The sequence below is a fragment of the Kribbella sancticallisti genome, assembly GCF_039530625.1.
Taxonomy (GTDB): Bacteria; Actinomycetota; Actinomycetes; order Propionibacteriales; family Kribbellaceae; genus Kribbella; species Kribbella sancticallisti.
Genome location: NZ_BAAAOS010000047.1, coordinates 29,684 through 50,533, shown reverse-complemented (window position 1 = coordinate 50,533; position 20,850 = coordinate 29,684). Strand labels below are relative to the sequence as shown.

The following is a 20,850-nucleotide window of genomic DNA, read 5'->3' as shown; positions in this document are numbered from 1 at the left end:
AACCCAACCAGCGGCACGACAACCAACCTCGCACCAGCCGCTTGACATAGGAGAAACCATGACAGCGAACTGCCAGGTCTGTGGCAAGCCGATCGCCGGCAGCGGCGGGCCGGGGCGCGCGGCGGCGTACTGCTCGCAGGCGTGCCGGCAGCGGGCCTACCGCGAGCGGCGGCAGCCGGCCGGAGTACCGGTTCGCGATCTGATCTCCGAGATCCAGGGCCGGGTGCAGTCGCTGCGGCCGGATCCGGCGCTGACGTTTCATGCAGAGGTCGAGGCTCTGTCGCCGCGCTTCGCTCAACTGCGGCGGCTGGCTCGGCAGGCTCGGGAGGAGGCCGCGACGAATTCCGTCACGGCCGAGGTTGTGACGAAACCCGGCGAGGACGTCTTCACCGCTCTGATCGAGGAGCACCGGGCCGAACTGCGGGTGCACTGCTACCGGCTGCTCGGCTCGTACGACGAGGCCGAGGACCTCACGCAGGAGGCGTTCCTGCGGGCCTGGCGCTCGGCGGAGACTCTCACCGAGGTCGAGAACCCGCGCGCCTGGCTCTACAAGATCGCCACCAACGTCTGCCTGGACTTCCTGCGCAAACACAACCGCCGGCCGACCAGCTACGAGCCCATCCCGGGCATCGATTCAGGCGACGGGCCACCGCCGCCCCGGCTGCCGTGGCTCCAGCCGTTCCCGGACGATCAGTTGCCCGAAACCCCTGCTCCCGGGCACGAGCCGGACGAGCAGGCGGTGGCGAGCGAAACCCTCGAACTGGTCTTCCTCACGGCGATTCAGCAGCTTCCGCCGAAGCAGCGGGCCGCCGTGATTCTGCGGGACGTCGCCCGCTGGTCGGCCCAGGAGACGGCCGATCTGCTGGGTTCCAGCCTGGCCTCGGCGAACAGCGCAGTACAACGTGGGCGGACTGCTCTGCGGGAGGCGTTGCCTGCTCAGCGCGAGGACTGGTCGGCGGCCAAGCCGAGCGCCGAGGATCTGGCGCTGTTGCAGAAGTACATGGATGCCGCGGCGCGGACCGACATCGACGCCATGATCGAACTGGTCCGCGAGGACGCGGTGCTCACCATGCCGCCGAACCCGTTCTGGTTCACCTCGCGCGACGCGCTGTTCGGCTTCGTCCGGCCGAACCTCGACCCGGCGTCGCCGCGGTTCGCCGGCCGGTGGCGGCACCTGCAGACCACCGCCAACGGGCAACCGGCCGTCGCCGGCTACCTGCAGCAGCCCGGCACCACCGTCTACCGCGCCCAACTCCTCGACGTACTGCGAATCGAGGGCGGGCGGATCGCCCAGATCACCACCTTCGAGCCGCACCTGTTCGCCGCGTTCGGGCTGCCGATGACGCTGTAGCGATGAGTTCTTCCGTCAGGCCCGTCCTACTGGACAACGGGCGCATTCGGCGCCCTCTCCCCTAGGAGTTTCTGATGGACTGGACTCTGGAAGTTGTCATCGTGCCCGTCTCGGACATCGAGCGCGCCGTCGCCTTCTACCGCGACCAGGTCGGCTTCGACCTCGACCACAACACCACCAACGAACACATGCATGTCGCCCAGCTGACTCCCCGGGGGTCGGGTTGCTCGATCGTCCTGGGCGATCTGCCGGCGCAGAAGGAGATGGCGCCCGGGTCGTTGCGTGGTCTGCAGCTGTGCGTCCCGGACGCCGAGGCCGCCCGCGCGGAGCTGCTGTCCCGGGGTGTCGAGGCCAGCGAGGTGACCAAGTTCTCCGACCAGGACGGCGGCACCTTCTTCGGCTTCTCCGACCCCGACGGAAACACCTGGGCAGTCCAAGAACTCAAGGCCCGCGCCGAAAACCCGCTGATCCCCGTCGAGTCCCGCGGCCGCTTCGGCGCCTGAGGGCGGGGGCGTTGGCTCTTACCCCCAACCACCAGCAACCCCACCCCGGTGGGTTGCCGTCAGCAGGCTCCTTGCGGTTAAGGCGTAGTGCGTTCGAGTAGCCACGGACTGAAGTGCTGGTGCTCCGCCCGCCGGCGTGCCGGTCTGTGGCCGCAACCCACCGCCGCTATGCGGATGGCGGGTTTGACTACAGCTGGTCGTCGTAGGCGGCGAGGGCTTCTCGGGCTGTGGTGGCTATTTGGTTGCCTAGGGCTGAGGGGTCCAGGACTACTGCGGAGCCGCCTAGGCGGAGGATCAGGCGTTGGAGCCAGGCGGTGTCGGCTACGCGTAGCTTGACGATGAGGGAGTTGGCTGGGCCTTCCTCAACCGACTCCATCGGGTAGTACTCCGCCACCCAGCGGGCGGGTGGGGTGAGCTGGACGGTCGCGAGCAGGTCGTGTTCCGACGGCTGGAACATCCCGTTCGACAGGTCTCGTGGGGTCGCGGTCGGCGGGGGTTCGCTCGGGAGGTCGAGGAGCTTGGCGGCCGCGATCCGGTCCAGGCGGAACAACCGGACATCCTCGGCCAGGCGGCACCAGGCTTCCAGGTACGTGCGCCCCTCGGAGACGACCAGGCGCATCGGGTCCACGTCGCGCTCGGTGGTCTCGTCGCGCGACGGTACGTCGTACGTGAGGTGGAGGCGGCGTTGTCCGGCCAGGGCGCGGTTGACCGTCTCGGCGATCTCGGGGTCGGCCGGTTCGACGTGCACATGCGCGGCCGCGCCTTCGATCGCCGCGGCGCCCTCCCCCGCCGCCGCCTCGAGCTTGGCGATCGCGCGGTCGACGGCGTCGCGGTCCTGGCCGGCCGTGACCTCGCGCAGGGTCCGCAGTGCGGTCAGCAGTGCGAGCGCCTCGTCGGCCGCGAGGCGCAGCGGGCGAGCCAGATAGTCCGCGTTGTTCAGGTGGATGACGCCGTCACCCTCGGCGGCGTCGATGTCGATCTCGATCAGATCGCCCATCTGCGCACCCGGCAGGCCGCAGAACCACAGCACCTTGAGGTCCGCGATGATCTGCTTCGGCCGGACCCCGAACTCGGCGGCGACGTCGTCGACCCGCGCGCCGTCGTTCTCCCGCAGGTACGGCACCAGCGCGAGCAGCCGCTGGACCTGATCCCTCGCGTTGCTCACGCAGGCACCCCCGCGATCGTCCGCAGCCGTCGCAGTACGCCGTCGAGCACGTCGCCCGGGCCTTCCACCACCGCGTCCGGCCCGTACGACGCGATCTCCTCCGCGAGCACGCCGGAGTCGGCGTACGGCACGTGCAGCAGATCCCAGCCCTCCTCGTACGGCTCGATCGCGTTCGCCCGGCGGCGCAGGCTCACGCACGACCCCGAGCGGGCCCGGACCTTCGCCTCCGAGGTGGGTCGGGGCGGCGCGAGTTCGCTCACCAGCGAGCGGATGTCGGTCCCCTCGGGCACGGTGAACGCCTTCGCGTCGCCGATCGTCTTCACGTTGCCGCCGATCCGGGACAACCGGAACATCCGGGTCGCCTCCCGGTCGCGGTCGCGGCCGACGACGTACCAGCGGCCGTGCCAGGACACGATCCCCCACGGCTCGAGGGTGCGGACGGTCGGCTCGGAGCCGCCGCTGCGGGTGTGCTCGAACCGGACCGCGGTGCGGCTCACGACCGCCGACCAGAGCGGGTCGAAGGCCGGCTCCGAGGCGCCGACGTGCGGCTCGATCGCGCTCAGCGCGGACTGGTCGGTCTGGATCCCGGCGGCCTTCAGTTTCAGCACGGCGGACGTGGTCGCCTCGGCCAGGCTGGCATGCTGCCAGACCCGCGCCGCGACGCCGAGCACCGCGGCCTCGTCCGGCTCCAGATGCACCTCGGGCAGTTCGAAGACGTCCCGGCGGATCCGGTAGCCGACGTCGTCGGAGAAGAACTTGTCGATGGTGCCCATCTCGATCGGGATGCCGAGGTCGCGCAGTTCGTCCTTGTCGCGCTCGAACATCTTCTCGAAGGCGTCGTCGGTCTGCCCGGCGTAGCCCTCGACCACCTCGCGGATCCGCTCCTTGGTCACGTAGGTGCGCGCGACCAGCAGGCAGATCACCAAATTGAGCAGCCGCTCACTCTTCCGCGCCGACACCCGACCACCTTACGGGGTCAGGGTCGCAAACCGGCCCCTTCCGCGCCGAACATCTGTTCGGAAGCACTAGGGTCGCGGTGTGATGCGGTGGCGGGAAGGAATCGTGACTGAGCTCGGACGGAGCTGGTCCGGGGCGCAGCAACTGACGGTGAGCGTCGGTGAGCGGACTGTGCGTGCGCTGGCCTACCCAGACCTCGTCGGAGCGCCTGTGGTCGGAGATCGGGTGCTGCTGAACGTGGGAGCCCTCGACCGCGGCCTAGGGACAGGCGGCTACGCGCTGGTCGTGGCTATCCCCGACCGGTTGCCCGAGGACCCGCCGGAGACCGGGCATCTGGTCAAGGCGCGGTACACGCCGCTGCAGTCGATGGTGCTGGGCGCTGATGAGCAGGACTCCCCCGATCACGCAGTACTGCGTGATGCCGATGACCTGTTCGGTACGCCGGTTGTCGTGGCTGACCTTCACTCGGCGCTGCCCGCAGTACTGGCTGGGGTGTTCGAGGCTCGGCCCGGCACGCGGGTCGTCTATGTGATGACGGACGGCGGCGCGCTGCCGCTGGCGTTCTCCCGCACCGTGTCGGCCCTGCGGGATGCGGACTGGCTGGGCGGGACCGTGACCGTCGGACAGGCGTACGGCGGGGACCGCGAGGCTGTGACGGTCCACACCGGCCTACTCACCGCAGTACACGTACTGGCGGCTGAGCTCGTCGTACTGACACAGGGCCCGGGCAACCTCGGTACAGGCACCCGCTGGGGCTTCTCCGGCGTTCAGTCGGGGGAAGCGGTCAACGCCGTCGGCACTCTCGGTGGACGGGCAGTGGCGTCCCTACGGATCTCCGAAGCCGACCCGCGACCACGTCATCGCGGCATCTCGCACCACAGCCTCACGGCATACGGGCGGGTGGCCCTGCAGCCGGCGGACGTCGTAGTACCGGATCTGCCCGGTGAGTTCGGCGACGCCGTACGCGACGCGGCCGAGCCGCTCAAAGCCCGCCACCGGGTAGTACGGATCGGAGTAGAAGGCCTGTACGACGCCCTGCGGGACGCGCCGGTCAAGCTGTCCACCATGGGCCGGGACCTCGACGGCGATCGCGCGTACTTCGAAGCGGCGGCCGCAGCGGGTCGGCACGCAGCCCGGCTGGTGGACATACCCCCACCCGGATCGGGGCCCCAGTACTCCTGATTCCAGCGGGCGCGAGGTCGAGAGTGGAAGCATGGCAACCACGCAGCGCACTCTCTCGATCCACGACACCGTGGGATCCGGCCCCCCGGACCCGGTCCGGGCAGCCACCGCCGCGTGGTTCCTGGCGGTCGGTGCCGGTGTGGCCGAGTCCGTGCTCGGCGTGATCAGCGCGGACTCGATGCCGTGGCAGGCACTGGTCGCCCAGATCGCCCTGCGCACAGTCGTGTACGGCGGGCTGTTCGTCGTGATCGACAGGTACTTCCGGCACGGCCGCAACTGGTCCCGGCACCTGCTGGGCGTGGGACTCGGGATCGTCGGGATGGCGACGCTCCTGGTCGGTCCGATCGGCTGGTTCCTCGACGACGGGGACTTCGGCGCCCTCGACCTCACCCCGGCGTTCGTGGCGTTCGCAGTGATCCGCGGTGTGCACGTGATGGTGGTGATCACCGGCGTGGTGCTGATGTACCAGCCGGAAGCGAACCGCTGGTTCCGCACCCGGTAAACGCAGCGCGGCCCGGCCTCTCCTGCTGGAGAGACCGGGCCGCGCAGTCGGATCTACTTACTGACCCTGCTGCTTCGGGGCCGGGAAGGCGTTCAGGATGTCGATGACCGCGAACGCGTTGGTCACCTTGCCCTTGTCGTCCTTGGAGGCCGGGAGCTCGACCAGCACGCGGCTGCCGACCGGCACGCCGGCGAGGGCGTCGAGGGCGCCCGCCTGGCCGTTCGGGCCCGGGCCGACCTGGAGCTGGTCGGTCGGGGCGCCCGGCTGGGCCGGGGACTGCCCGGTGGCCGGCTGGCCGTCCCAGGTGCTCGCCTGCTTCTTGCCGGTGTAGTCGTAGACCACGTAGCGGCCGATCAGCTGGCTGGCCTTCTCGATCGGCTTGCCCTTGCCGGTGGCGATGACGACCGGCTTGCCCGGCTTCGCCGGCGGCTTGGAGCCGGCCGGCACGGTCACCTTCGGCTCGGCGTTCAGCTCGCCGGTGACCTTGAACTTGGTGGCCGGCGCGGCGACCGGGTCGGCCTCCAGCTTGGTGTCGTTGGCCGAGGCGCCGACCAGGTCGACGACGAAGATCAGCGTGTCGTCACCCTTGATGCCGGCCTGCTCGTTGCCCTGCTCCTTGTAGCCCTTGTCGGACGGGATCGTCATCACTACGCGGCTGCCGATCTTCTTGCCGACCAGCGCCTCGTCCCAGCCGGCGATGACGCCGCCGACACCGATCGGGAACGACGACGGCGCGCCCCGGTCGTAGGAGTTGTCGAACACCTTGCCGTCGCGCCAGATCTGGCCCAGGTAGTTCGCGGTGAGCAACTCGCCCTTCTTCACCTCGGGACCGTCGCCCTCCTTGAGAACCTCGGTCACCAGGGTCTTGTCGGGCTCCCCGTCGCGGTGGGTGACGGTCGGCTTCTTGCCGAACTCCTCGGTCACCTTGATCCCGGACTTGCCGAACTCACTGCCGGCTTTGTCCTCGGAGCCGCAGGCGGCCAGGGACGACCCCAGCGCCAGCACCGCGACCAGACTCAACAACTTGCGCACGAACGAGCACCTCGAAATCTCACGGCGGCCCAGGCCTGCGGCGGGCCCGCCTGGATATACGGCCAGATGAACGCGCCCACCCTAGCCTGCACGGACAAACCCGGCGCCAGTCACCTCAGTCACCATTCGGTCACGTCACGCAGCGTCGCGGATCCCCCGTACAGGCAACTCCCAGGCGACTCCCAGGCGACTTTCGCACCGCCGCCCAGCAGGCTCACATGCTGGCGATCAGCTTCTCCACGCGCTCGTCGTGGGACTTGAACGGGTCCTTGCACAACACGGTCCGCTGGGCCTGGTCGTTCAGCTTCAGGTGCACCCAGTCGACGGTGAAGTCGCGGCGGCGCTCCTGCGCCCGCTTGATGAACTCGCCGCGCAGCCGGGCCCGCGTGGTCTGCGGCGGCACCGACTTGGCCTCGAACACCCGCAGGTCGTCGACCACCCGGGTGACGGCACCCTTGCGCTCGAGCAGGTAGTAGAGCCCGCGCGGGCGGTGGATGTCGTGGTAGGCCAGGTCCAACTGGGCCACCCGGGGGCTGGCCAGGCCGAGGTTGTTCTGCTGGCGGTAGCGCTCGATCAACCGGTACTTGATCACCCAGTCGATCTCGCGCTCGATCCCGGACAGGTCGCCGGACTCGATCGCCTTCAGGCACCGCTCCCACAGGTTCAGCGCCCGCTCGACGGCCGGCGTACCGAGCTCGCGGCGGTCGACGAAATCGCGGGCCTTGGTCAGGTACTCGCCCTGGATGTCCAGCGCGCTGGCCTCCCGGCCGTTGGCCAGCCGGACCTCGCGGCGCCCGGTCATGTCGTGGCTGATCTCGCGGATCGCGCGGATCGGGTTGTCCAGGGTCAGGTCGCGCATCACGATGCCGGCCTCGATCATCCGCAGTACCAGGTCGGTGCTGGCCACCTTCAGCAGCATCGTGGTCTCGGACATGTTCGAGTCGCCGACGATCACGTGCAGCCGGCGGAACCGCTCGGCGTCCGCGTGCGGCTCGTCGCGGGTGTTGATGATCGGGCGGGACCGCGTCGTCGCGCTGGAGACGCCCTCCCAGATGTGCTCGGCCCGCTGGCTGACGGAGTACACGGCGCCGCGGGGCGTCTGCAGCACCTTGCCGGCGCCGCAGATCAGCTGCCGGGTGACCAGGAACGGGATCAGCACGTCGGCCAGCTTGGCGAAGTCGCCGTGCCGGCTGACCAGGTAGTTCTCGTGGCAGCCGTAGGAGTTGCCGGCCGAGTCGGTGTTGTTCTTGAACAGGTAGACGTCGCCGAAGATGCCCTCGTCGTGCAGCCGCTTCTGCGCGTCCACCAGCAGACCCTCGAGGATCCGCTCGCCCGCCTTGTCATGCGCGATCAGGTCGGTGACCGAGTCGCACTCGCCGGTCGCGTACTCCGGGTGGGAGCCCACGTCGAGGTAGAGCCGGGCCCCGTTGCGGAGGAAGACGTTGCTGCTCCGCCCCCAGGACACGACGCGCCGAAACAGGTACCGCGCCACCTCATCGGGGGTCAGTCGGCGCTGACCGCGAAAAGTGCAGGTGACGCCGTACTCGTTCTCCAGACCGAAGATTCGCCGGTTCACATCACCCACCCTACGGCGCGGTTCCGACATCCGGGCCACGTCCCAGGCGCGCCGCCGCGATCCATAACCTTTCTGTGACCGGCCGCATCAAGCTGTGTGCAGATCGACCGACGAGAGGAACCACAGCATGACGAGAAGCCGACGAGCGGTCCGCGGTGCGTCGGGGGTGCTCGGCCTGGCATTGCTCGGCGCCGCTCTCACCCAGGGGCCGGCGACAGCCGCACCCTCGGCGACGACGGCGTACTGCGGGATCGGGGTCGCGTCGGTGACACCCGGCGGCGACCACATCTTCCGGGGCATCACCGCCACCACCCCGCCGACCGCGAGCACCACCACGCTGGGTCCGAAGAACCTCTATCCGGACGGCAAGGCCAGACTGGCCGGCGGCCTCGCGGTCACCCAGATTCCCGATGGGCTCAAGCGCCGCCAGTACGTGGTCCTGGGCACGGACATGTACCTGTCGAGTTACCAGACCAAGGGGTACACGGACGACGTCGTACCGGGCACTGCTCTGCTGACCAAGGTCGGCGGTGGATGGGGATCGGACTTCCGGTACTTCGAGGAGTCCAGGTACTACTCCGGCACCACAGTGGTGCGGAACAACGCCTATGCGCTGCAGTCGGGCCAGCTCAACCGGTGGACCATCACCAGCGCCGGCTGGGGCAGCAAGCAGGTCTACACCGGCTACTCGGCGGTGAAGACGATGGCGCTGATCAGCCAGACGAAGACCTACGACACCTTCCTCGCCAACACCTACGGCGGGGCGCTCTACACGATCCGGATCCCGCTGTCCGGAGCACCGATCGTGACGAAGGTGCGGACGTCCACCTGGCAGGGCTTCGAGAGCCTGGTCGCCGCGGACTGCGGCACACAGGGCGTCCTGCTGCTGGGCGTCGACCAGGACACCGGCGCGCCGTTCCTGTACGCCGTCGGCCACGCCAACGGCACCGCCACGGTGATCAACGGCCTCGGCCGGGTCCCGAGGACCTACGCGGATGTCGCGTACTTCCGCAACTACGGGGCTGCCGACTACGACAACCTGTTCGGCGAGTGAGTGACTGCCGCTGCCTGGCCCCAGGGAAGGCCGGGCAGCGGCACCTCGCTGTTCGCGCCCTGCTGCTCGCGACCGGAGCAGTACGTCAGAGGTCGACGAGGTCGAGGAGTTGGCCGAGTTCCTTGCCTTCGAGTTCGCGGAGTTCGCCGGTGTGGAGATTGCCGCGGCGGACCGGGCCGATCGCAGTACGGGTGAGGCGCTTGACCGGGTGGCCGATCGCGTCGAACATCCGGCGGACGATCCGGTTGCGGCCCTCGTGCAGGGTGATCTGGATGAGGGTGCGGCCCTTGATGCTGGAGATCTCCCTCACGGTGTCGGCCTGCGCCTCGCCGTCCTCCAGCCGCACGCCGTCGAGCAGGCGGCGTAGTACTCCCGGCTTCACGTTGCCCTCGACCTCGGCGACGTACGTCTTGGAGACCTCGTACGACGGGTGGGCGAGGCGGTGCGCGAACTCGCCGTGGTTCGTCAGCAGGAGCAGGCCCTCGGTGTCGGTGTCGAGCCGCCCGATGTGGAACAGCCGCTCCGACCGATCCTGCACATAGTCGGCGATGCACGGCCGGCCCTGCGGGTCCGACATCGTCGTCACGACGCCGCGCGGCTTGTTCAGCACGAGGTACACGTGCGCGGTGATCGGCGGAATCCGCTCGCCGTCGACGCGGATCACCGAAACCGCCGGATCGACCCGGGTGCCGAACTCGGTCACCACCTGTCCGTCCACCTCGACCCGCCGCTGCTCGATCAGCGTCTCCGCCGCCCGCCGGCTGGCGATCCCCGCCTGGGCCAACGCCTTCTGCAGCCGAATCCCGCTTTCCTCAGCCATCATTCCCACTCTTGTCGCGCCGCTCGTCGTCACCCTCAGGCGACTCCGCCGGCTCAGCCTCTTCCTCGGGCTCGACGTCAGCAGCAGCCTCGTCGTCTTCCGCGGCGTCGACCGCCTCGGCGGCGGCCGACGCGATCTCGGGATCTGCCGCGACAGCACCTACGTCCGAGGTGATCGCTTCGCCTGCATCCGGGGTCGCATCCGCGTCGGGGACCTTAGTCTCGTCTGTTTCGGTGGTGGGCTCGGAAGGGGCTGCCGCGGCCGCGGCCTGGGCTGCGAGTTCTTCTTCCATGTCGTCCATCTCCGGCAAGTACGGCGCGAGCTCCGGCAGGTCGTCCAGGCTTTGCATGCCCATGCGTTCCAGGAAGTACGAGGTAGTGCGGTAGAGCGTCGCCTGGGACTCCGTGTCGGCGCCCGCCTCCTCGACCAGCCCGCGGCTGATCAACGTCCGCATCACACCGTCGACGTTCACGCCGCGAATCGCCGACACCCGCGCCCGGCTCACCGGCTGCTTGTACGCGACCACCGCCAGCGTCTCCAGCGCCGCCTGCGTCAGGCGAGCCTGCTGACCGTCCAGCACGAACCGCTCGACGTACTGCGCCGCGTCCTCGCGCGTGTAGTACCGCCAGCCGCCGCCGACCTCCCGCAGGTCGAACCCACGCCCCTGCTCGGTGTACTCCTCCGACAAGGTGGTCAAAGCGGCCGCCACGTCGCCCGTCGGCCGGCCCACGGTCCGCGCCAGCGTCAGCACCGGCAACGGCTCGTCCGACACCATCAGGATCGCTTCCAGCGCCCGCCGCATCGTGTCGTCGTCGACGACAACCTCGGCCTCCCCCAGCTCGAGTTGCTCCTCTTCACCCACCACAGCGTCAGCTACGGGGTCAGCTTCAGGCGCCTCGGCGGTGGGGTCCTGGAGGTCGGTTGGGGATTGGTTCTCGGTCACTGCTCCACCGTCTCGTCGTCCGCCGTCTCACTGGTTTCTGGGTCTGGCTCTGACTCTGACTCTGCGTCGGGCTCGGTATGGACGTCGCCGGGCTCCAGGAAGTCGGTCTCGTCGGAGACCACGGGAGCCTCGCCCTCTTCGCCCTCAGGCGCGGCCACCTCGTCGAACTCGTCACCGACGGCGATGTCGCCCTCGTCGGAGCCGGTCCAGCGGATCGTCAGTTCGCCGAGCGGCGTCACCTGATCGAAGGTTACGGCCGCCTCGCGGAAGAGTTCCAGCAGGGCCAGGAAGCGGCACACCGTCGTCACCGTGTCGGGTGAATCGGCGACCAGCGCCCGGAACGTCGTACTGCGTTGTCTCCGCAACCGGTCGACGATCACCGCGGCCTGCTCGCGCACCGTGACGGCGGGAGCGTGCAGGTGAGCCAGCGAGACGCCCTCCGGCACCGAGTCCTTCGGCGCCAGCGCACGAGCCGCCAGCGCCGCCAGCCCGGCCGGGTCCACCCCGAGCAACACCTCGGGCAGCAGATCCGCGAACCGCGCCTCCATCCCGACGGCCCGGGGGAAGCGCTTGGCCTCCTCGGCCATCCGGGTCTGCATCAGCGCCGCGATCTGCTTGAACGCCCGGTACTGCAGCAGCCGCGCGAACAGCAGGTCGCGGGCCTCCAGCAGCGCCAGGTCCTCGGCGTCCTCGACATCGCCCTGCGGCAGCAACCGGGCCGCCTTCAGGTCGAGCAGGGTCGCCGCGATCAGCAGGAACTCCGAGGTCTGGTCCAGGTCCCACTCCGACCCCAGCGCCTTGATGTGGGCGATGAAGTCGTCGGTGATGACGGACAGCGCGATCTCGGTGATGTCGAGCTTGTGCTTGCTGATCAGCTGCAGCAGCAGGTCGAACGGGCCCTCGAAGTTGACCAGGTGAACGCTGAAGCCCTTGTCCTCCGCCGCGACCGGCGCCCCGGCGTCCGCGGTACCGCCGGTACCAGCGTCACCGTCAGTGCCGGCGCTGTCGGCAGTACCGGTGGTGCCCGAGGAGCCTGGCAGGTCGTCGATCGGTAGTTCGGAGGTCGGGGTGTCACTCATGCAGAGATCACTCCGCGGCCCGCAGCCGCTGCACCAGTACCGAGTCGGGTCCGTGGTCGACGAAGTCGGCCAGCAGTACGTCGATCGCCTCGCGGACGATCCGGCCGCGGTCCGCGGTCAGGCCGTGCTCGGCCCGCAGCGCGAGCCTGGTCTGTTCCAGTCCGAGCAGCTCTTCCTCCGTCACGTACACGGTGATCTTCGTGTCGTGCCGGATCCGTCCACTGGACTTGCGGTCGTCGACCACGGCGGTGCGGGACCGGCCGTTCGACGGCCGGTCGGCCAGTGTCGATCCGTCAGTGGCTGTGCGCTTCTCGGGTCTGGTCTGCTTGGGTGCCGCACCCCCGAACAGCTCGCTGGCACCTGGCAGGCTCACCCGACGGGACAACGCGCCAGCACCTCCTTGGCAAGGTCGCGGTACTGGGTAGCCGCAGATGAGGACGGGGCGTACGTCGTGATCGGTTCGCCGACGACCGTGGTCTCGGGGAACTTGACGGTACGCCGGATGACAGTGTGGAAGACGCGCTCGTCGAAGGCCTGGACGACCCGGTCGAGCACCTCCCGGGCGTGCGTGGTGCGGCCGTCGAACATGGTGCCGAGGATCCCGACGATCTCCAGTTTCGGGTTCAGCCGGTCCTGCACCTTGCCGATCGTGTCGGTCAGCATCGCCAGCCCGCGCAGCGCGAAGAACTCGCACTCCAGCGGCACGACGATGCCGTTCGACGCGGTCAGCGCGTTCACGGTGAGCAGGCCCAGCGACGGCGCGCAGTCGATCAGGATCACGTCGTAGTGGGGAATGATCGGCTCGAGCACCCGCTGCAGGGTGTACTCGCGGGCGACCTCCTGGACCAGTTGCACCTCGGCCGCGGACAGGTCGATGTTGGCCGGCAGCAGGTCGAGGTTCTCCACCCGGGTCGGCCGGATCACCTCGGCGGGGGTGATGTCGCGCTGCATCAGCAGGTTGTAGACCGACAGTTCCAGGTCGTGCGGCTGCACGCCGAGGCCGATCGAGGCCGAGCCCTGCGGATCGAAGTCGATCAGCAGCACCTTGCGCCCGGTCTCGGCGATCGCGGCGCCCAGGTTGATGGTCGTCGTGGTCTTGCCGACGCCACCTTTCTGATTGCACATCGCGATCACCTGAGCGGGACCGCGCCGGGTCGGCGGCAGGATGGCCGGCAGGTCGGGCAGCGGCCGTCCGGTCGGCCCGATCTTGCCCATCGCGCCGTTCGGCTCATTCACAGGGTGCATGTCCTCCGCGGTGAGCTTGGCCGTCGGCCGCGGCATCTCCGCATAGTTGCTGGGTGGGGTGACGGCCCGGGTCGGTGCCGGGGCCGGCGTCGGTGTCACAGGGGGCGTGGCGGGCGCCGTTTCAGGAGTCGGCGACATCGGTTCCGTCGTCGACGACAGGTGCTGGGTGCCCGGGAATGTCGACTCGTTCATGACTCGTCAAACCTTTCAACCGATACGGGCGATCCCAGCGACTGTAAGCGTGCATTCAAGCACTCTCAACCAGCCACTCCGCAGCGGGGTCGCCCGGCATTCCGGACACGGCCGATCACCCCGCCAGAGTGACCGACCGTGACGGAATGATCGCACACCGCTGCGAACCGCGGTCCGCGGGGGTCTGTCCTCGCTCAATGCTCTGCCAGCCAGTCGACCACCATCGGGATCAACAGGCCGGGCGCTGCCAGGTGAACGTCGTGACCGACGTTCTCCACCTCCAGGAACCGCCCGCGCGGGATCGCCTCGGCCATCGCCTGGACCACGGCCGGCGGGCAGTACGGATCGTGAGTGCCCACCGCCAGCAGCACCGGGCAGGTGATCCCAGCGGCTCGGGATCGGCTGATGTCGCCGCCGGACTCGGCGATCGCCCGTAGTGCTCGGCCCCAACTGCCGGCCATCGCTCGCGCGTTGTCCGGTCCATAGGCCTCCGCGAGGTACGCGGCCAACGGGAGCAGTTGCTGCGTCGGTTCATCCAGCAAGCGCTCCAGCGGCCCGAATCCTTCAGGTGGAGCCACTATCTGACCAGCAGCTCCCCAGGCGGCTACCGAGAGCGCCCGACCAGGCGCTAATGCAGCCATCAGCAGCGCCGTCTCACCGCCGTCACTGAAGCCCACCAAATGCGCCGCGTCCACCCCAAGCTGGTCCAGCAGGCCGAGGAACGCCCTGGCGTCCTCGGCATAGAAGTCAGCGCCGTACTCGCGCGGCTGTGGCTGCGACCGCCCACAACCCGGCAGGTCCGCAGCGATGACCCGAAAGCCGGTACAGAGCTCCTGACGAAGGCGGGAGAGGTCGACGATGCTCCCGCCCCAACCAGGCAGCACTAGCACCGGATCCCCGCGCCCGCCGTCGTCTTCGGAGTACATCTAGGAAGACAGCGCCCGGGGGTGGGAGGTCGCGTAGACCTCGCGGAGTTTGTCGACGGTGACGAGGGTGTAGACCTGCGTCGTGGTGACGGAGGCGTGCCCGAGGAGTTCCTGGACCACCCGTACGTCGGCGCCGCCGTCCAGGAGGTGCGTGGCGAACGAGTGACGCAAGGTGTGCGGCGAGATCTCCTTGGCGATCCCGGCGCGCTCGGCGGCGCGGCGTAGTACGGTCCAGGCGCTTTGGCGGGAGAGCCGGCCGCCACGGGCGTTGAGGAACAGCGCAGGCGTCCCGCGCCCCCGCCCGACCAGGTCAGGTCGGCCCCGCACCTGGTACGCCGACAGCGCGTTGCGGGCGTAGGAGCCCACCGGCACCACGCGCTCCTTGCTCCCCTTGCCCCGCAGCAGGACCGTGCCGGTCTCCAGATCGACCTCGTCCACGTCGAGCCCGACAGCCTCGGAGATCCGCGCACCCGTTCCGTAGAGGAACTCCAGCAGCGCGGCATCCCGAGTCGCCAGTACTGCGGGCTCCGCCTCCGCGCCGGCCGCGGCCGACAGGACCCTGGTCACCTCGTCCACGGAAAGCGCCTTCGGCAACCGTTGCGGCGGTGCGGGTGGTTTCACCGCCGCGGCAGGGTCCACCGCGGTCAGGCCCTCGCGGAGCAGGAACTTGTGGAAGCCCCGGACCGCCACGACCGTGCGGCCCGCGCTGGAAGCGGTCAGCGGCGGGTGGTCCGCGTCGCCCTCGCGCAACCGCATCAGGAAGTCGCTCACCACGGCTTCGGAGATCCGGCCAAGGCTGTCGATGCCGGCCCCGGCCAGGAACTCGTCGTACCGGCGCAGGTCGCGGCGGTACGACGAGAGGGTGTTGGCGGCCAGCCCTCGCTCGACCGTCAGGTGGTCGAGATAGGAGCTGACCGCCCGCGTGATGTCGCCGGTCAGACCAGCACCTCGTCCAGCTTCAGCTGCCCCAGGTCGTGCGCGTCGGCGACCGGACCGTAGGTGATGTGTCCCTCGTGGGTGTTGAGGCCCAGCGCGAGGCTGTGGTCCTGCTTCATCGCCTCCCGCCAGCCCAGGTTCGCCAGTTCCACGGCGTACGGCAGGGTCACGTTGGTGAGCGCGTACGTCGAGGTGTTCGGCACCGCGCCCGGCATGTTCGCCACGCAGTAGAACAGCGAGTCGTGCACCTTGTAGACCGGGTCGGCGTGCGTGGTCGGGCGCGAGTCCTCGAAGCAGCCGCCCTGGTCGATCGCGATGTCGACGAGCACGCTGCCCGGCTTCATCCGCGAGACCAGTTCGTTGCTGATCAGCTTCGGCGCCTTCGCCCCCGGCACCAGGACGGCACCGATGACCAGGTCGGCCTCGAGCACCGCGCGCTCGATCTCGAACGCGTTCGACGCGACCGTGCGCAGGTGGCCCTGGTAGGTCCGGTCGGCGTCGCGGAGCCGGGCGATGTTGCGGTCGAACAGTTGCACCTCGGCCTGCATGCCGAGCGCGATCGCGGCCGCGTTCATGCCCGAGACGCCGGCACCGATGACGACCACCCGGGCCGAGTGGACGCCGGAGACGCCGCCCATCAGGATGCCGCGGCCACCGCCGCTGGCCATCAGGTGGTAGGCACCGGCCTGCGGCGCGAGCCGGCCCGCGACCTCGCTCATCGGGGCCAGCAGGGGCAGCGATCCGTCCGGAAGCTGAACGGTCTCGTAGGCGATGCCGGTGATGCCGGACTTGAGCAGCGCGGCGGTGCAGTCGTGGCTGGCGGCCAGGTGCAGGTAGGTGAACAGCACCTGCCCCTTGCGCATCCGGTGGTACTCCTCCTCGACCGGCTCCTTGACCTTCAGCACCAGTTCGGCGTCGGCCCAGACGTCGTCGGCGGTGGGGAGAATGCGGGCGCCCGCGGCGACGAACTCGTCATCAGGGAGCAGCGAGCCCTCGCCGGCCCCTTGCTCGATCAGAACCTCGTGACCGAAGCGGGTGAACTCGTGCACGCCCGCCGGGGTGATCGCCACCCGGTACTCGTGGTTCTTGACTTCCTTCGGAACTCCGACCTTCACAACTTGCCCTTCTTCCGTATCCAGGTGGCGACTCGATGTTGCTATTCCGAAGTCGCCGGCGGCTCACGTGGTCGTGGTCCGCGGCCCGGGCGTTTCGAGGGGTTGGGAACGCCAGGTCGCTGCCGAGTGTAAGCCCGCCGGGTTCATACCACCCGACGGGTTGGTCTTGTCCGGTTCCGACGCGCGGAGCCGGTCTCTGCGGTCCGGTTACACTGTTCGTACGACGCTGTGGCGGCCCGTGAGGTTGGCTCCGGAGAATTCACGCCCGGCGCGTTCGCGACATTCTTAGCGGAATCTTTTCGCTCGTCTTCACGCAATCTTTTCCTTCCCCCGATCGGCACTCTCCTTCCAGCATCCGCACTTCGATGCCGAAACACCAGAAAGGTTGAGCGGTGAACGAAATCGCCTTGCCCGGCGGCAATGTCGGCGGCGCCGTCCGGATCGGCGACACGGTCCGGCGCGCGACCGGCCCGTGGACCCCGGCGGTGCACGGATTGCTGAACCACCTCGCCGCCGCGGGTCTGCCCGGCGTACCGCGGGTGCTGGGTTTCGACGACCGGGATCGCGAGATCCTCGACTACCTCCCCGGTACCGCGTACGGACCCGAGGTGCCGGACGACGTGCTCGCCGATGCGATGAGGTGGTTGCGGCGGTACCACCAGGTCGTCGCGGAGTACCGGCCCGAAGGTCACCTGGTCTGGCGGACCAGCCAGGGCGTGCTCGGGCCGGACGAGATCATCTGCATGCACGACTTCGGGTACTACAACTGGATCGGCACCGACGAGGGCTTCAGCGGGGTGATCGACTGGGACATGGCCGGGCCGGGTTCCCCGCTCGACGACATCGCCTTCACCGCGTGGAACACCGCTCCGCTCGCTCTGCCCGGCGACCCGCAGTACCAGGCCCGCCGGCTGAGGTTGATGGCCGAGGCGTACGACAGCGGCCTCACTCCGTTGCAGATCCTGGAAGGTGCTCCGCTGCGGGCGCTCCGGTCGGCCCGGGTGATCCAGGCCGGGCAGGACGCCGGCGACCCCGGCATGCTGAACCTGCTCAAGGTCGGCGAGCCGCGGAACAGCCTGACCCGCTCAGCCGACCTGCAGCGCCGCATCCCGGAGATCGCCGCGCACCTGTGACTTCCTCTACTCGCCTGGTTGGTGAGTTTGCGCACGTTCGAACCCTTTCAGGGTGCGGCTCACTGGTTGTCCGCTCAGCGATCGTTGATGCGGGCGAAGCGGTCGGAGATGCTTGCCCCTGTCGCCGCTCCCGGCCGGGCTCACGCCTGCTCCTGGAATGGCGGTACTCCGCCCGGGGTTGCCGTTAGCTGGAAGTGTCAACGAGAGGAGTACGACGTGGCGGTCGATCTGGGACGGTTCGGGGTCTGGCACCAGGCGCAGAAATGGGGTCCTGAGCTCGCCGCGGGGCTGGAGGAACTCGGCTACGGCGCGCTCTGGATCGGCGCCTCCCCGACGGCTGACCTGCGCGACGCGGAGGTCCTGCTCGCCTCGACGAACTCGGTGGCGGTCGGCACCAGCATCGTCAACATGTGGAAGGACGACGCGGCCCCGGTGGCCGAGTCCTACCAGCGGCTGGAGTCCGAGCACCCCGGCCGGTTCGTGCTCGGTGTCGGTATCGGGCACCCCGAGCGCGACCGGCAGTACAAGTCGCCGTACGAGACGATCGTCGACTACCTGGACGCGCTCGACGAGGGCAAGGTCCCGGTGGATCGGCGGATGCTGGCTGCGCTCGGGCCGCGGGTGCTGAAGCTCGCCGCCGAGCGGACGGGCGGCGCCCTGCCGTACCTGACGACGCCCGAGCACACCCGGCAGGCCCGCGAGGCGCTGGGCGCCGGAGTACTGCTGGCGCCGGAGCAGAAGGTGGTGCTGGAGACCGACGACGAGATCGCCCGCGCGGTCGCGCGCGACTACCTCGCGGGGTACCTGGCACTGACCAACTACACGAACAACCTGAAGCGGCTCGGGTACAGCGACAACGACTTCGCCGACGGCGGCAGCGACGACCTGGTCGACGCGCTCGTCCAGCACGGTTCCGCGGTCGAGATCGCGGAAGGCCTGAACGCCCACCTCGAGGCGGGCGCGGACCAGATCGTCATCCAGCAGATCGGCAAGGAAGGCCCGGACCTGCTGCCGGGCTACGAGGCGCTCGCGACCGTCCTGGCCTAACGCAGGGTGAAGTCGGCGAAGTCGAAGCCCGGGGAGACGATGCAGGAGACCAGCACCGGCTGATCACCCGCGGGCCGCGCAGCCTGCCAAGCACCCGCAGGTACTACGGCCTGCGGGTGCTGGCCGGCTGCCACGTCCGGGCCGAGGATGATCGGCTCGGCATCGCCCGGGTCGTCGCCGGTGCCACCCAGGTCGAGCGTCAACGGGCCGCCGGAGTGCCAGAGCCAGATCTCGGTGGACCGCACCCGGTGCCAGCGCGACTCCTCTCCCGGCGCCAGCAGGAAGTAGATCGCGGTCGCGCTGGCGCGTTCCCCGTCGTACCCGTCCGGCTGGAAGCTCACCGGCGACCGCCAGGTCTCCCGGAACCAGCCGCCCTCCGGGTGCGCCGCGAGATCCAGCACCTCCGCCAACTCCGGCCGCTTCACGTCGTCAGTCGCCATGCCGTGAACGTTACTGGGTGGTCCCCGGCGCCACAGTTGGGCAGAGTTCGGCGCATGAACGACATCTCGGAGTACCACCGCAGACTCCCGTACGGCGAACGCGTGTTGCCCGAGCCCCTCCTCGGCGGCCCGTTCTTCCCCTTCGAGGGCGACCTCCAGGTGGTCCCGCTGGCCGAGCCGGTGATCCCCGAGCCACCCCGGGCCGGCGAACCCGGCGGCAACCCGTGCCCGACCTGCTCCGACCCCGATGGCAACGCGATCTGGGGTGACGAGCAGTGGGTGCTGAAGGCGGGATTCGAGCCGAACGGCCTGCCGATGGTCGCGATCCTGGTCCCCCGGGAGCACTACCGCCTCGACAACCTGCCGCCCGTGCTCACCGCCACCCTCGGCCCGGTGATCCAGCGGATCGCCGGCGCGATCCGCGAGATCCCGGGCGTCGGGCGCACCCACTTCAGCCGCTGGGGTGACGGCAGCGAGCACTTCCACGTCTGGTTCCTGGCCCGTCCGCTCGGCATGATGCAACTCCGCGGCGCGATGATCGCCGCCTGGGACGACCTTCTGCCCCGCGTGCCCACGGCCGAGTTCCAAGCCAACGCCCGCACCGTCGCGTCAGCCCTGTCCTCGGTCGGCGGAACCCCACTCGGGGTCGCCGCCGCTAGTTGAGGTGTTGGTTCGTCCAGTGGGCCAGGTGGGGGTAGAAGGTCGGTGCGGTCCGGTGGAGGTTGAGGACATGGCCGGTGTTGGGGACCACCAGGGCAGCGAGGTCAGTTGCGTAGTACGGGCGTTCGCCGGCCAGGAGGGCTGCGGAGCTGGAGCAATCGGAGGCTCCGGTCCCGCAGATCAGGCGATCGTGGCTGCCGACGACCACGAGCACCGGCACCTTGATCTGGCGATTGAGGGCGACTGAGCCGAACTCCGGGTCGGTGGGAAAGACGTCGGGCTCTGGATTGGCTTCGTCCCGGGCGACCACGGAGTTCGCCGCGGTCGGGCCGTAGTAGAACCACCCGCGCCGCACGCCAGGACGCAGTACTCCGTAGCCGCTGTCGAGGTTTCTCCTGACCAGCAAGGGATGCTCGGCAGCGGTGATGTAGTCCGCGCCGAGTTGCTCGAAGACCGGCCAGTTCGGCGTGCTCGATTCGCCGGTGAGGATCAGCCCATCCGCGTCTTCGGGGTGATGCACCGCGATCATCCGGGAGATCGTGGAGCCGAGCGAGTTCCCCACCAGCACGATCCGCTCGTACTGCGAACGCAGCGCGCGCAGTACCTGGTGGATCGTGAACGTCTGGCTGTCCGGCGCGAAACTGCCGCTCGGCGGCGCCGAACTCTGCCCCGTCCCGATCCGGTCCAGCGCGAAGGTCGGATACCCCGCCCGATTCATCGCCTCCACGTACGACGGCCCGCGCGGGTCGCCCCGCCAGGTCCAGTAGTTCCGGTCGTAGCCCCCGCCGGGGATCAACACCTGCAGCACGCCCCGGTCCCGCCCTCGCGGCCGGCACAACGTCCCCGTCACCTCCGCGTCCACCGGCTTCCCGGCGCCGAGCGCCACCGGGATCCTCACCTCCTCACACCGCACTCCCGACGCCTCGGCCACGCCCGGCACCAACCCCAGCACCAGTCCGGCCACCGCTACCGCCACCACTCTGCTTCGCATT

General features: G+C 69.3%; 22 protein-coding genes. 8 read left to right on the top strand and 14 right to left on the bottom strand.

Going from position 1 to position 20,850, the window contains the following annotated elements; genetic code table 11:
* Positions 1–58: 58 nt before the first annotated feature.
* Positions 59–1,351 carry an RNA polymerase subunit sigma-70 gene (locus ABD255_RS29350; RefSeq protein ID WP_344219671.1) on the top strand — a complete coding sequence of 431 codons (1,293 nt, stop codon included), beginning with the start codon at positions 59–61 and terminating at the stop codon, positions 1,349–1,351.
* A gap of 74 nt (positions 1,352–1,425) precedes the next feature.
* A complete protein-coding gene (locus ABD255_RS29345) occupies positions 1,426–1,854 on the top strand; it encodes a VOC family protein (protein WP_344219669.1) in 429 nt (142 codons plus the stop codon).
* A gap of 187 nt (positions 1,855–2,041) precedes the next feature.
* On the opposite strand, the gene ABD255_RS29340 is transcribed toward ABD255_RS29345, so the two are convergent.
* Together ABD255_RS29340 and ABD255_RS29335 are read right to left on the bottom strand one after the other, a co-directional pair.
* Positions 2,042–3,019 (bottom strand): helix-turn-helix transcriptional regulator, encoded by a 978-nt coding sequence (locus tag ABD255_RS29340; protein WP_344219667.1) that lies wholly within the window; start codon positions 3,017–3,019, stop codon positions 2,042–2,044.
* Entirely contained in the window at positions 3,016–3,978 is a 963-nt protein-coding gene (locus ABD255_RS29335; RefSeq protein ID WP_344219665.1) for a helix-turn-helix transcriptional regulator, read from the bottom strand. Before ABD255_RS29335 ends, ABD255_RS29340 begins: the two co-directional genes overlap by 4 nt.
* Before the next feature lie 103 nt (positions 3,979–4,081).
* Here ABD255_RS29335 and ABD255_RS29330 point away from each other — a divergent pair, with 103 nt between their 5' ends.
* On the top strand, positions 4,082–5,158 hold the full coding sequence (locus tag ABD255_RS29330) for a DUF3866 family protein (protein ID WP_344219663.1): 1,077 nt from the start codon (positions 4,082–4,084) through the stop codon (positions 5,156–5,158).
* 31 nt (positions 5,159–5,189) lie between these two features.
* Entirely contained in the window at positions 5,190–5,660 is a 471-nt protein-coding gene (locus ABD255_RS29325; RefSeq protein ID WP_344219661.1) for a hypothetical protein, read from the top strand.
* 57 nt (positions 5,661–5,717) lie between these two features.
* Here ABD255_RS29325 and ABD255_RS29320 read toward each other — a convergent pair whose 3' ends face one another.
* Together ABD255_RS29320 and pafA are read right to left on the bottom strand one after the other, a co-directional pair.
* Positions 5,718–6,692, bottom strand: a complete 975-nt coding sequence (locus ABD255_RS29320; protein ID WP_344219659.1) for an FKBP-type peptidyl-prolyl cis-trans isomerase — start codon at positions 6,690–6,692, stop codon at positions 5,718–5,720.
* Between the two features lie 214 nt (positions 6,693–6,906).
* Positions 6,907–8,268 (bottom strand): Pup--protein ligase, encoded by a 1,362-nt coding sequence (gene pafA / locus ABD255_RS29315; RefSeq protein ID WP_020386528.1) that lies wholly within the window; start codon positions 8,266–8,268, stop codon positions 6,907–6,909.
* Positions 8,269–8,395: 127 nt separating this feature from the next.
* On the opposite strand from pafA, the gene ABD255_RS29310 reads away from it, so the two are divergent.
* Positions 8,396–9,322: a hypothetical protein gene (locus ABD255_RS29310; protein WP_344219657.1), complete on the top strand. Its 927-nt coding sequence runs from the start codon at positions 8,396–8,398 to the stop codon at positions 9,320–9,322.
* Positions 9,323–9,407: 85 nt separating this feature from the next.
* Here the strand turns inward: ABD255_RS29310 and ABD255_RS29305 are convergent, their stop codons facing one another.
* The 8 genes from ABD255_RS29305 to ald form a co-directional block, all read right to left on the bottom strand.
* Positions 9,408–10,142 (bottom strand): pseudouridine synthase, encoded by a 735-nt coding sequence (locus tag ABD255_RS29305; RefSeq protein WP_344219655.1) that lies wholly within the window; start codon positions 10,140–10,142, stop codon positions 9,408–9,410.
* Positions 10,135–11,085: an SMC-Scp complex subunit ScpB gene (scpB, locus tag ABD255_RS29300; protein ID WP_344219653.1), complete on the bottom strand. Its 951-nt coding sequence runs from the start codon at positions 11,083–11,085 to the stop codon at positions 10,135–10,137. The genes ABD255_RS29305 and scpB overlap by 8 nt, the downstream gene beginning before the upstream one ends.
* The gene (locus ABD255_RS29295; protein WP_344219651.1) at positions 11,082–12,164 is read right to left on the bottom strand and encodes a segregation and condensation protein A; all 1,083 of its coding nucleotides are present in this window, start codon (positions 12,162–12,164) and stop codon (positions 11,082–11,084) included. The genes scpB and ABD255_RS29295 overlap by 4 nt, the downstream gene beginning before the upstream one ends.
* A gap of 7 nt (positions 12,165–12,171) precedes the next feature.
* Positions 12,172–12,549 carry a hypothetical protein gene (locus ABD255_RS29290; RefSeq protein WP_344219649.1) on the bottom strand — a complete coding sequence of 126 codons (378 nt, stop codon included), beginning with the start codon at positions 12,547–12,549 and terminating at the stop codon, positions 12,172–12,174.
* On the bottom strand, positions 12,534–13,409 hold the full coding sequence (locus tag ABD255_RS29285; RefSeq protein WP_425554558.1) for a ParA family protein: 876 nt from the start codon (positions 13,407–13,409) through the stop codon (positions 12,534–12,536). Before ABD255_RS29285 ends, ABD255_RS29290 begins: the two co-directional genes overlap by 16 nt.
* A gap of 386 nt (positions 13,410–13,795) precedes the next feature.
* Positions 13,796–14,527 (bottom strand): alpha/beta fold hydrolase, encoded by a 732-nt coding sequence (locus tag ABD255_RS29280; protein ID WP_344219647.1) that lies wholly within the window; start codon positions 14,525–14,527, stop codon positions 13,796–13,798.
* Entirely contained in the window at positions 14,528–15,466 is a 939-nt protein-coding gene (gene xerD, locus ABD255_RS29275) for a site-specific tyrosine recombinase XerD (RefSeq protein ID WP_344219677.1), read from the bottom strand.
* Complete coding sequence (ald, locus tag ABD255_RS29270) at positions 15,463–16,578, bottom strand: alanine dehydrogenase (RefSeq protein WP_344219645.1); 1,116 nt, start codon at positions 16,576–16,578, stop codon at positions 15,463–15,465. Before ald ends, xerD begins: the two co-directional genes overlap by 4 nt.
* A 392-nt stretch (positions 16,579–16,970) precedes the next feature.
* On the opposite strand from ald, the gene ABD255_RS29265 reads away from it, so the two are divergent.
* Together ABD255_RS29265 and ABD255_RS29260 are read left to right on the top strand one after the other, a co-directional pair.
* The gene (locus ABD255_RS29265) at positions 16,971–17,711 is read left to right on the top strand and encodes a phosphotransferase (RefSeq protein WP_344219643.1); all 741 of its coding nucleotides are present in this window, start codon (positions 16,971–16,973) and stop codon (positions 17,709–17,711) included.
* A 216-nt stretch (positions 17,712–17,927) separates the two neighbouring features.
* Complete coding sequence (locus ABD255_RS29260; protein ID WP_344219641.1) at positions 17,928–18,758, top strand: LLM class F420-dependent oxidoreductase; 831 nt, start codon at positions 17,928–17,930, stop codon at positions 18,756–18,758.
* Here ABD255_RS29260 and ABD255_RS29255 read toward each other — a convergent pair.
* On the bottom strand, positions 18,755–19,198 hold the full coding sequence (locus tag ABD255_RS29255; protein WP_344219639.1) for a cupin domain-containing protein: 444 nt from the start codon (positions 19,196–19,198) through the stop codon (positions 18,755–18,757). The genes ABD255_RS29260 and ABD255_RS29255 overlap by 4 nt on opposite strands.
* A gap of 54 nt (positions 19,199–19,252) precedes the next feature.
* Between ABD255_RS29255 and ABD255_RS29250 the strand changes: the two genes are divergently transcribed.
* Positions 19,253–19,861 (top strand): hypothetical protein, encoded by a 609-nt coding sequence (locus ABD255_RS29250; RefSeq protein WP_344219637.1) that lies wholly within the window; start codon positions 19,253–19,255, stop codon positions 19,859–19,861.
* On the opposite strand, the gene ABD255_RS29245 is transcribed toward ABD255_RS29250, so the two are convergent.
* Positions 19,854–20,849: an alpha/beta hydrolase gene (locus ABD255_RS29245; protein ID WP_344219635.1), complete on the bottom strand. Its 996-nt coding sequence runs from the start codon at positions 20,847–20,849 to the stop codon at positions 19,854–19,856. The two genes, ABD255_RS29250 and ABD255_RS29245, sit on opposite strands and share 8 nt — an antisense overlap.
* Position 20,850 lies beyond the last annotated feature (1 nt).